Genomic DNA, 10,551 nt, shown 5'->3' on the forward strand with positions numbered 1-10,551 from the left:
ACGAGAAGCTGCAGGAGGCGGAGGCGGACAACCCGTAACCCCCGGACGCAATCAAGAGATAATAGAAAGGCGTGACATTATTTCTGCTGCAACGCAATCCGTCGTTGCGACGCAATCAAGAGATAATAGAAAGTAGTGAAGCGCCCCTCTGGCGTTACGTTTACCTACCGTGGACGCAATCAAGAGATAATAGAAAGCCAGTGTGGTACCTAGGCTGACGGCCTGCGATTGCCAGACGCAATCAAGAGATAATAGAAAGCTGAACCACCTCCACCTTTTCCTCCTCAACCTCCTCCGACGCAATCAAGAGATAATAGAAAGCAACGCATCGTAGCAGTCGCATAGAACGTAGTCGTCGACACCGACGCAATCAAGAGATAATAGAAAGTCCTCACCCTCTACAACCACACGCCACTTGGCCATTTACGACGCAATCAAGAGATAATAGAAAGAAGCCCTTATCCACGATATCATGCATGATTCCTTTTGCTGACGCAATCAAGAGATAATAGAAAGCGCGCGCGCCTGTGCGCAGAAAGGGCGGCGATCAGCGCGGCGACGCAATCAAGAGATAATAGAAAGGGCGTTGCACCACAGCTGTGGAAACAGTTAACGTGAAGACGTCCTGACGCAATCAAGAGATAATAGAAAGCCTGTCCCGGGAGGAGGAGGCTGAGGTCAGAGCAGCGTGACGCAATCAAGAGATAATAGAAAGCGCCCAAGACCCCGCCACCACCGCCCCCACCGAAGGTGGCGCCAGACGCAATCAAGAGATAATAGAAAGCTTCGCCTTCAGGTAGAGGGCGTTCGGCAGGGTGATGTGGAGACGCAATCAAGAGATAATAGAAAGGCCTGGGCGGTGTGCTCCACGCTGTGCCATCCTCCTTGGAGACGCAATCAAGAGATAATAGAAAGGGGCCAAGGCGGCACGCGGCACGCGGCCGCGCGAGACCCGCGACGCAATCAAGAGATAATAGAAAGTTAGCAGCCCATGCGAGCCTCTCACGCCACGTTAAGACCCTCTGACGCAATCAAGAGATAATAGAAAGTCATGTAAAATTGATGTAATTTAAACAAGAAGGTTAAATCAAGACGCAATCAAGAGATAATAGAAAGCCCCCTCAGGAACGGCTCGAGGAGGCCCGGCGGGACGTGACGCAATCAAGAGATAATAGAAAGGGAAAAAATCGACGTGCTTGCTGCAACTATGTCGTGCTCGAGACGCAATCAAGAGATAATAGAAAGGCCTTCACCCTCGTCAGGGTCAGGTGGACGATATCGGGGACGACGCAATCAAGAGATAATAGAAAGCCAATCGAGCTTTGGCCTATAGAATGCCAATTTACCTAATACGTGACGCAATCAAGAGATAATAGAAAGCCACGAGCTGCGGCTTTGATTAGGAAAAAGTTCACATGTCCGACGCAATCAAGAGATAATAGAAAGAACCATATTCCGTTTTTGAAATGCTCTGCGGCAGCGGCTGACGCAATCAAGAGATAATAGAAAGAGACGGTTCATCGATTGGCTGCTGACAGTCAATAAAGGGACGCAATCAAGAGATAATAGAAAGTATAAATACATAAGTGACATTTACTACGAATCACTACACGAGACGCAATCAAGAGATAATAGAAAGGTCGACCTGTACGGCGGCGAGGAGGCGTGCGAGACCGCGGGCGAGACGCAATCAAGAGATAATAGAAAGAAGCTGGCCGGGCGGCGCTACGTTGTCGTCACCAGCCCGACGCAATCAAGAGATAATAGAAAGAGGACTTCGGGTGGGTTGACCCTGTAGGTCCTCTTCACGGTCTTGGGACGCAATCAAGAGATAATAGAAAGCCTATCGCCGGGCGGCAGCTTCTCGAAGCAGCTGCGGAGCACGAGACGCAATCAAGAGATAATAGAAAGCTGTTGGAAATTCCCACTCACTCATTTTCCTCACCTAATGCTTGGACGCAATCAAGAGATAATAGAAAGCAGCGTGAGCATGGAGGCGAAGAGCTGATATGAGCGCCAGGACGCAATCAAGAGATAATAGAAAGCCACGCGGCCGGCGTCCTCGACGAGGACGAGGTGGAGGAGAGACGCAATCAAGAGATAATAGAAAGCTGCCATCGCCCGAGGCCCTGCTCCCCAGGGTGGAGCTGACGCAATCAAGAGATAATAGAAAGTTTTCACCATTTGTAGGATGTTGGGTCTACCGGCACCCGTGTTCGACGCAATCAAGAGATAATAGAAAGCTCCTTCACGTCCTTCAGGATCCGCTCCCTCTCCTGCGTGGACGCAATCAAGAGATAATAGAAAGCTCGACGCGGTGAAGGAGGGGGGCTGCAGAGCGGTGGTGGGACGCAATCAAGAGATAATAGAAAGCTCGCGTACGCGCTGCCCGGCCCCATGTATATGTTCAACCGACGCAATCAAGAGATAATAGAAAGTCCGCATCCAGTCGAGCCACAAACGGCTATATGTTTCCCCCCGACGCAATCAAGAGATAATAGAAAGATGAGGGATAGAGGGGTTCGCTCTTGATGCGAGACGAAAAAAGAAGACGCAATCAAGAGATAATAGAAAGACCGCGTAGCGGGGCGCAAGCGATTTGAGCAGCTTAGCGACGCAATCAAGAGATAATAGAAAGGCGTAGGTTTGAGGGGATAGCGATGCCGAAGTTCACTGTGAATCGACGCAATCAAGAGATAATAGAAAGTCAGAAATGCGCGGTTCGGAAAGTTAACTGGAAAGTTTTTATGTGACGCAATCAAGAGATAATAGAAAGTTAGAATTTTCAACTCTCACCACTCTCATGACAATATCTCCTTGGACGCAATCAAGAGATAATAGAAAGTGTTATCCGCTGCAGCAAGCGGAGATTCTCCACGTGGATTGTTGACGCAATCAAGAGATAATAGAAAGCACATGATTCTTGAAAATGCTGAGCACAACGGAGAGCAAGGGGTGACGCAATCAAGAGATAATAGAAAGTGGTAGTCAACTACCGCAAAACAACTATACATTGACGCTTTGACGCAATCAAGAGATAATAGAAAGCACTTTTCGTCTGTCGCTCATCACTATCCCCTTTGCGACGCAATCAAGAGATAATAGAAAGGATCTGAACCCTGTGCTCGCCGCCCCCGGTCTTGTAGATGACGAGACGCAATCAAGAGATAATAGAAAGGGAAATTTGTGCGCGTCCATGTACCTGTACAGCACGTAGCGGCCGGTGGACGCAATCAAGAGATAATAGAAAGAAATATGTGTTCTCAGGTGATATCTCGACGGGCATGGCTCACAGCTTTACTATATCGAGACGCAATCAAGAGATAATAGAAAGCACTTTACCACAGCGTTCACCACACGACAAACGATATGTCGGACGCTATCAAGAGATAATAGAAAGTCCGCCAGCAGGCCGCCCAGCCTCCTCTTCGTCATGGGCCCGACGCAATCAAGAGATAATAGAAAGCTCCACACCCAGCCTCTCAGCCAGCCTCTCGAACTCAACCTGACGCAATCAAGAGATAATAGAAAGAAAACGGCGTATACACATACACGTATACCGGCTCCGACTCTGACGCAATCAAGAGATAATAGAAAGGTACTTCTGCGGGTTAGCGTGGAGAGCGTAGAACACCAGCGACGCAATCAAGAGATAATAGAAAGCTCTTCCAGCGTAGAAGGTTCCACGTTCACAACGATTGAGACGCAATCAAGAGATAATAGAAAGCTGGGCAACCTGCTGCTCGGCTGGCTCGCCTCCTGCAGCGGCGGCCTCTGCGGACGCAATCAAGAGATAATAGAAAGAGCAACGAAATCGATTTTTTCATCGAACAACCATTCCCAATCTTGACGCAATCAAGAGATAATAGAAAGGAAGTTGGCTTCAGGGAGATGGGTGGCTTCGCGGGCTACGCCGACCCCGACGCAATCAAGAGATAATAGAAAGAGAGCCGGATTGATCACCCGGCTCCTATAACCGTTTTTCTTTTACGACGCAATCAAGAGATAATAGAAAGAGGTCCGCGCCAGTCACGATCCTGGAGCCCACGCCGGCGACGCAATCAAGAGATAATAGAAAGCCTCAGGGTCGCCGTGTATGCCGCCTACTACGCCCCCCTCTTGACGCAATCAAGAGATAATAGAAAGTCACGGTTTCCGCGGCCTGTACCCACAGCTGCGGGATCCGACGCAATCAAGAGATAATAGAAAGGCCGCACCCCGTGGCACCAGCAATTGCAATATGTTTCGTCCCGACGCAATCAAAAGATAATAGAAAGGGAGGGCGGTGAAGGCGTTCCTACCCAGCTCCATGATGCTCCGACGCAATCAAGAGATAATAGAAAGACCCGGACGTGTCGTTCATGAAAACCGTGAAGCTGAAATACATGGACGCAATCAAGAGATAATAGAAAGAACGTCGGACACGCTTGAAAATTACACAAACAATATGTTTTGACGCAATCAAGAGATAATAGAAAGATTGAAGAGACGTGGGGCTACTCGACTTGGTGATTATCGGGGTCTTCTTCGTACCGTTCTGAGATGTGGCCGTAAGGGGGTGCATGAGCCGTGTGATTGCACGTGATGTGCTGGTCCCGAGCTCAGCCTTCCTCCTAGTGGGGGTGCTGGCATTGCTGTTCGTCTGCCTGTTTGAGCGGGGGAGTGGGCGGATTAAAGTGAACCTCAAGGCGGAGGGGCTGTTACTAATGGCGCTGTTGAGAAGGGTGGTGGGAGGGGTGGTCTGGGCGGGTGGACGCTGGCTGCGGGCGCGGGTCTGGGGCTGCCGCTTGTGCCGCTTCTGGCCGGGGCGGTTTCCGCCTAGGCGGCCGCGTCAGCGATTCTAGCGTCCCTCAGCCTGGCGTCGAGCTTCAGGTACGGGTGGCTCTCAGCCCCCCTCTACGTGGCCCCCACGGCGCTGGTACTCTTGGTCAACCTGGAGCTGCTCAAGCTGGTGGCCTGGTAGACCCTTTCAAACCCCAATTTTCCCCGAGCTTACGGCTGAAGGCTTTTAATCCTCAATTCAGCCTCTTTTCGCGATAGTTGAGCTGGAGCGGGGGATCGAGAGGCGTGTTATACTGGACATCTCAATGGACGTCGATGAGATCGGATTACTCGATGAGTCGGTCTGGAAGGATCTGCCGTTTCCCGAGCAAGCTAGCTTCCCCGACGGTAGGGTCGGCTACTTCATACTCACTGAGGCGGGCTTCCCCTATCTCGCCTACGCGCTCTTCAGCGAGGACGAGCCACGCGACGAGAAGGAGAGGAGTCTGCTGGAGATTAGGTCCATCTGGGTCAACATAACCACGCTGCTGTACAAGAAGCTCCTCCGCCACTACACCTTCACCTACTGGCGCCCCCTGACCTACCACCTGGAGGACGAGATGCGCCGATTCATCGAGTGGGCCGAGAAGCTGACGCTGGAGGACGTTAAGGCGATGCTGGACAAGCTGGAGGAGCTCGAAAAGCAGCAGAAGCCTACGCCCGAGATCGATTACCCGTCGGACGAGGGTTGCCTCAAGAGCATCAAGAACCTAGCTGCATTGCTGTGCTGGCTCCTCGATGAGCGGACAAAGCACTCCAGCATACTTAAGATAGGCGTGACGCCTAGGATTGACGAGCCAGGCGTGGATTGACTGGTTGGGAGGAGTGAGGGCTCGGTATAGGGTGGCTTTGGCGGCCGCGGTCTTACTGTTCATGCTCGCCGAGGCGCCGCTCACCTTCGCCGACCAAGTCTACGGCTGGTGCACCTACAGTACGCCCTACACGGGATGCCGCTTCGGCGGAGGGCTCGGGGACATCAGCGGTATTGGGATTGGAGCCGGCCTGGCGTCCCTCCCCTTTGTGCTAGAGGAGGTTGCGAGGCAGATGCAGCAGCTAGCGCCCACAGTGCAGCAACAGAGCCAGCAGCCGGGCATGCCCACCGGCATCATCCAGCAGCCGAGGCAGGCGGAAGGCGCACAGACCAGTGCCCGGAGTTGACTACCAGCAGCAGGCCTAAATATCTCAGGACAGGCTCGTTCAGCAGAGGAGAGACGCCACCGTAGATAAGTTCAGGGAAGACGCCGCCAAGAGAGGGTGGAAAGTTAAAGAACTAAAGCCGGGTGAAAGGGAGGAAAGAGTAACTAAGCGAGAGTTGCTGGATTTCATGAGGGAGAACGAGGTTAAGCCCCGGCGTATTCTGGGCTGAGACTACGACGAAGTGTACAGGCTCATAAACGACTACGCCGGTAGTGTGATTCCGAGGAGGCTGGATTTAGAGCTCAGAGGCAGGGATAGGGTGATCTACGTGGAGGAGAAGAACGTGAAAACGCTGTCGACAACTAAGCTGCACGTGTTCAAGGGGATGATTATCGACATTTACCTCAACGTGAAGAGGGGTGTAAAAGTGGTCTGGCATTTCAGTGAACACGGCACAGGCAGTATCTACAGGACGATCGTCCACGCCCTTAGCGTTTTCCGCGTGGAGTACTGGGTTGGCTCCCACATACCCCCACCCTAGGGGACAGCCGCACCCTTAAACCATCTTCTCCCTTTCCAATCGACTGCCCCCCTGCAGCGATCGTCGAGTACAGCGGGGGTTATCCGAACGCGTGGAGTACCCCGAGGAGGTAGTGTACGAGGGCAAGCAGCTGCGGAGGGTGGAGACCGAGCTGGAGCCGGTCTATGTGGACGAGGAGGGCGTCACCTACCCCCTCAGGTGCTGCCGGAGGAGGTCTTCGCTGCGCCCCAAGCCGCGGTCGAGGGGGCAGAGATAGAGGGGGGCTCCGAAGCCAAGGGTTACAAGGTGTAAAGCGGGAATCTTCGTGATGAAAGAGCTCCTTGCGATCAAAAGCCTCCAGCCTCGACTTGAAGGCCGAAGCCGGGCTCACACTATGGGGCCCTTCTGGCTGCAGAGGAGGAGGTTGCGCCGTTAGAAGCCTCTCACCCTCAAGCGGCGCTCAGCTCGCCCGTTGGCAGTATAAAGGAGTTGTCAGTAATTTGCGGTTTCCTCGATGCCTTTTGCACGTAGTGGCCTGCGATGGAGAGCGCGAGGGTGGTTGCGGTGGCCAGCGCCATCCCCACGAGCGTTGTGAAGGAGGCTTTGGTGAGGTAGAGGAAGAACCTGAAACCCTCCCCCCAGTCGGGCGGGGGGAATCGCACTGTTGAGCCGTAGCTGACGTAGAAGGGTGCCGCGCAGGCGAGGCTGAGGGCCACCGCCAGGGTTATTGCCGTGAGCGCTGGCACGAGGGCCTTTGGTAGGCCCGCCCTGAAGGGGGTCAGCTCGGCTAAGCCCAGCAGGAGCCCCACAGTTAAGCCGGCTACAGCCGAGGCGAGCATCACCTTGTCCATGAGATCGCCTAGGGCTTTCACGTCTGAGAGGCTGAACGGCCCCCTCGCTGAGCGGTAGGTGGCCCAGAAGGTGGTCTCGTAGGCGAGGATCGCCGCCAGCACGAGGATGAGGCTCCTGGTGCTGAGGAGGCGGGCCTTGAGCGAGGCGTAGAGGCCGGCCGGTACCAGGAGCGCGAGCGCAAGGGCCGCGGCCAGCCTGAAGCCCATGCCCTCGCTGTACAGCCTGCCGGTGATCACCCCGTAGGCCTCCAAGGGGTCTGCGCCCTCGGGGACCCTCACGCCCGAAGCCTCGCTGAGCGCCCCTACGACCCACCGGGCTTGCTCCAGCGAAGCCCTCCTGTACGCCTCAACCCTGCTGCTCGGCAGGTTGAAGCCCTCCTCGAGGGGCCTCCCGATCGATTGGGCCGGTAGCCTCAACCCCATGAGCATCGCCACCGTGGGCGCGATGTCGTTGTGGGTGTAGCCGGTGGTGTACACCCCCGGCTTCACGCCGGGCCCGACGAGCAGCGTGAAGACCCTCCTGACCTCGGGCTCTGGCCCGCCGTGGTGTCCACCCCTCTTGAAGCCGTGGTCGCTGAGGATCACCGCGAGCGCGTCCTCCCCCGCGAGCGCCTGTACCGCGTTGAGGGTGAGCTTGACCACGTTCGCCGCCGTGGAGTTGTACTCCGGTGCGCCCGCGCCGCCCGCCAAGTGGTCGATCATGTCCACGTCGTTGACGCTGATCCAGAGGAAGACGCTGTTCCCCATCCCCGAGTACCTCCTGAGTAGGTTTAAGCCCTCAGCCAGAGCCAGCGCCCCCTGGCCGCCCCCCTCCTCCACCAGGGCGCACTCGTCGATGTACTCCCTGAACAGCATCTCCACGGACGCGTCCCCGGAGCACAGGATCTTGAACCCGGCCTCCCTGGCCGCCCTCACTATGCTGTCAATCCCCACCGCACCAGTGTACTCGTTCGAGAGGACCCCGTTGATCTCCGGTGGAGCTCCGGTGAGTATGGAAGCCCTCGCGGGGATGGAGTACGTTGGCGTGTTGGCCAGCCCGTTCGGGTAGAAGGCACCCATCGAGACCAGGCGGGCCGCGTCGCCACCCCTCCGGCTCAAGTCCTCGAGCACGTCCGCGCTCAACCCGTCCAGGAGGATGAAGACGACGTGCCTCGCGACGGGCGCACCCGAAACCCGGACCGGCTCCACCCGCCTCAGCGAGTCCGCGTACGGGTTCCGGTAGCCCACCCAGCTGTTGTAAGCCCCCAGCGCCGCGCTCATCGAGGCCAGGGCTAGCACAACGGCAGCTAAGGCTGCGGCAGCGATATGCGCGTAGACAAGCTTCGAACCCGCCATTGACACTGGACGAAAGCGGAGGTAAAAATGACTTGCCGAGCCTCAAAGGCTGAAGAAGACGCGACCCCATCAAACCGAATCGTCAGCAGGATCAACAGGACGATAAAGAAACCAAAACGCCATCAGGAGGCTCCGGAAAACCCATCAAACCCCCGAGCCCCCTTGAGCTGCAGGTACGGGCAGCGAGATTCTCGATCGACCGCGGGGCTCTGTCGAAGCCCCTGTCAGGCATGACTGCTCCGCTTCTCGGTGCTGCGGCTGGATGCACAGCATCCTCGCGGTCGAGGTTATGCTCTTGTGTTGCTGCCCCAGCGTTGTTCTCCACCGCTAGAGGTGCCACCCTCGAGCCGGACTGGTTCCCCATCGATGTCATACCTTCTCGATAGCCGTCCCGTTTCGGGTTCCCCGCGGTTGAGCCGTCTCTAACTCGATGCGCCCCCCATCCGCTCCAGTTCCAACGCGGCCCTTGACTCGGGAGGCCGCCGAGCAGGATGAGCGGTTGAGCGAGGAGGTGGCCCGCACATGGTCCCGAACCGTTCGCAGAGGTGCCTGTGAGAGTCAGGGGTCGCTCCCGAGATGAGAGGTGCTCACGAGCGTGCTCAGCCGTGGAGCGAGCTGCAGGGTTTTCGTCTAGCCCTGCTGTGCCCGTTTGAAGAGCTCCTCGATTTTCCCTACGATTCTCTCGGCCGTTGTGAGGAGCTTCTGGGAGGTCCCCTGTGTTATCTCCTTCCACGGCTTCCGCAATCCCGCGTTCAGGTACCTTGCCACCACGTAGTACGGTGAGAGCTCCGAGAGCCCCTCAATCTCGCTGGAGTCTAGCTGTATCGATGCCGCTGCCGCCAGCTCTACGAGATCTCGTGTTCTAGGGGGCCTCACCCTCCTGAAGGCTATGATGTACGCCTTCAGCGCCTTCTCAACGGCCTGGTGGGCTAGGAACGCGGAGAGGTGGTAGCTTCCTCGAGAGTGAGCCTCCCCCGCCTCCCTCAGGTCGACGAGGGAGCTCTCAAGCCAATCCAGTGCTTCCTCCCTCACTGCGCTCAGCCTCTAGGCTATTCTGATCCAGTACTCGGCTGCATCCTGAACCACGATGCTCCTCCTCTTAGCCTCCTCAAACTCCTCCGGCGTGTACGTCAGGATCTCGAAGCCCCTGTCGTGCGGCAGGAGACCTCTCACGAGCGCGTACCTCCTCCCCAGATCCAAACCCTTGAAGGCGTCCGACACGACTATGAGGTCTATGTCGCTGTCGGAGAGCCAATCACCCCTAGCGTAACTACCGAAAAGGTAAACCTCTACGCTGCCTAAAACGCTCTTCGCCCTTTCAGCAAAACCCCTGAGAAGCTCCAGCACGTCCTCAGGCACGCGGCTCGGCACGGGCATTATTTCATCTTAGATACTTTTTAGATACTTTAATGTTCCTGCATCTCAGGCCCTCGGGGTTTCCTGCAGTAAACGTGTTACGAAGAGGGACCCCGATCGGTGAAGCGATACGGCCTCGAGGGGTTCGCACTGGGGGATCTGGAGGTGGGGTAAGCTCGGCGGGAAACGCCCGCTGCGCGACGCAGCGCCGTTCACCGGGCTAGGTGCGGCGCACCGGCGGCCGTGTAAGCGGCATACGTTCGATGTGTCCGTCAAGCCTCCCGATATTCCCCGTGGTTGGACGCTCGTTGCTTAAACGAGGAGTGAATTGAAAGAGTCTGCGGGTGCTTTGCCCTTTGGGGTGGTGCGCGATCTTTGGCGGCTTCGCGGTGCTCGATGCTGCTCGCGGTGCGGCTTCTCAGGTTTGCAGGACGTTGAAGCCGCTGGCGCTCGCTATTCTGGCCAGCTTCTTGTCGAATGTGAGGAGGGCGTCGAAGCCTTCGGCTGACGCCAGCTGGACGGCGTCGGCCA

At 56.3% G+C, this 10,551-nt stretch carries 8 protein-coding genes and 1 CRISPR repeat array (1 of these 9 cut by a window edge); of the genes, 5 read left to right on the forward strand and 3 right to left on the reverse strand.

The genetic code is table 11. The annotated features are described in order from the left end of the window. Positions 1-4,479: a CRISPR direct-repeat array (repeat unit 25 nt; unit sequence GACGCAATCAAGAGATAATAGAAAG) (it extends 3,071 nt beyond the left edge of the window). Positions 4,480-4,562: 83 nt separating this feature from the next. From QXF46_06960 to QXF46_06980, 5 genes are all read left to right on the forward strand, one after another. Next, positions 4,563-4,844 carry a hypothetical protein gene (locus QXF46_06960; protein MEM0226600.1) on the forward strand — a complete coding sequence of 94 codons (282 nt, stop codon included), beginning with the start codon at positions 4,563-4,565 and terminating at the stop codon, positions 4,842-4,844. A gap of 243 nt (positions 4,845-5,087) precedes the next feature. After that, positions 5,088-5,633: a hypothetical protein gene (locus QXF46_06965; GenBank protein MEM0226601.1), complete on the forward strand. Its 546-nt coding sequence runs from the start codon at positions 5,088-5,090 to the stop codon at positions 5,631-5,633. Between the two features lie 13 nt (positions 5,634-5,646). Beyond that, positions 5,647-5,979, forward strand: coding sequence for a hypothetical protein (locus QXF46_06970; GenBank protein ID MEM0226602.1), 333 nt, complete (start codon positions 5,647-5,649; stop codon positions 5,977-5,979). Between the two features lie 220 nt (positions 5,980-6,199). Next, positions 6,200-6,499: a hypothetical protein gene (locus tag QXF46_06975; protein ID MEM0226603.1), complete on the forward strand. Its 300-nt coding sequence runs from the start codon at positions 6,200-6,202 to the stop codon at positions 6,497-6,499. A 91-nt stretch (positions 6,500-6,590) separates the two neighbouring features. Continuing rightward, the gene (locus QXF46_06980; GenBank protein MEM0226604.1) at positions 6,591-6,755 is read left to right on the forward strand and encodes a hypothetical protein; all 165 of its coding nucleotides are present in this window, start codon (positions 6,591-6,593) and stop codon (positions 6,753-6,755) included. A 172-nt stretch (positions 6,756-6,927) separates the two neighbouring features. Here QXF46_06980 and QXF46_06985 read toward each other — a convergent pair whose 3' ends face one another. From QXF46_06985 to QXF46_06995, 3 genes are all read right to left on the reverse strand, one after another. Next, positions 6,928-8,664 carry an alkaline phosphatase family protein gene (locus QXF46_06985; GenBank protein ID MEM0226605.1) on the reverse strand — a complete coding sequence of 579 codons (1,737 nt, stop codon included), beginning with the start codon at positions 8,662-8,664 and terminating at the stop codon, positions 6,928-6,930. A 630-nt stretch (positions 8,665-9,294) separates the two neighbouring features. Continuing rightward, entirely contained in the window at positions 9,295-9,696 is a 402-nt protein-coding gene (locus QXF46_06990) for a HEPN domain-containing protein (GenBank protein MEM0226606.1), read from the reverse strand. A gap of 12 nt (positions 9,697-9,708) precedes the next feature. Further along, positions 9,709-10,023 carry a nucleotidyltransferase domain-containing protein gene (locus QXF46_06995; protein ID MEM0226607.1) on the reverse strand — a complete coding sequence of 105 codons (315 nt, stop codon included), beginning with the start codon at positions 10,021-10,023 and terminating at the stop codon, positions 9,709-9,711. Between the last annotated feature and the right edge of the window lie 528 nt (positions 10,024-10,551).

The sequence above is a fragment of the Thermofilaceae archaeon genome (genome assembly GCA_038731975.1).
Taxonomy (GTDB): Archaea; Thermoproteota; Thermoprotei; order Thermofilales; family Thermofilaceae; genus JANXEW01.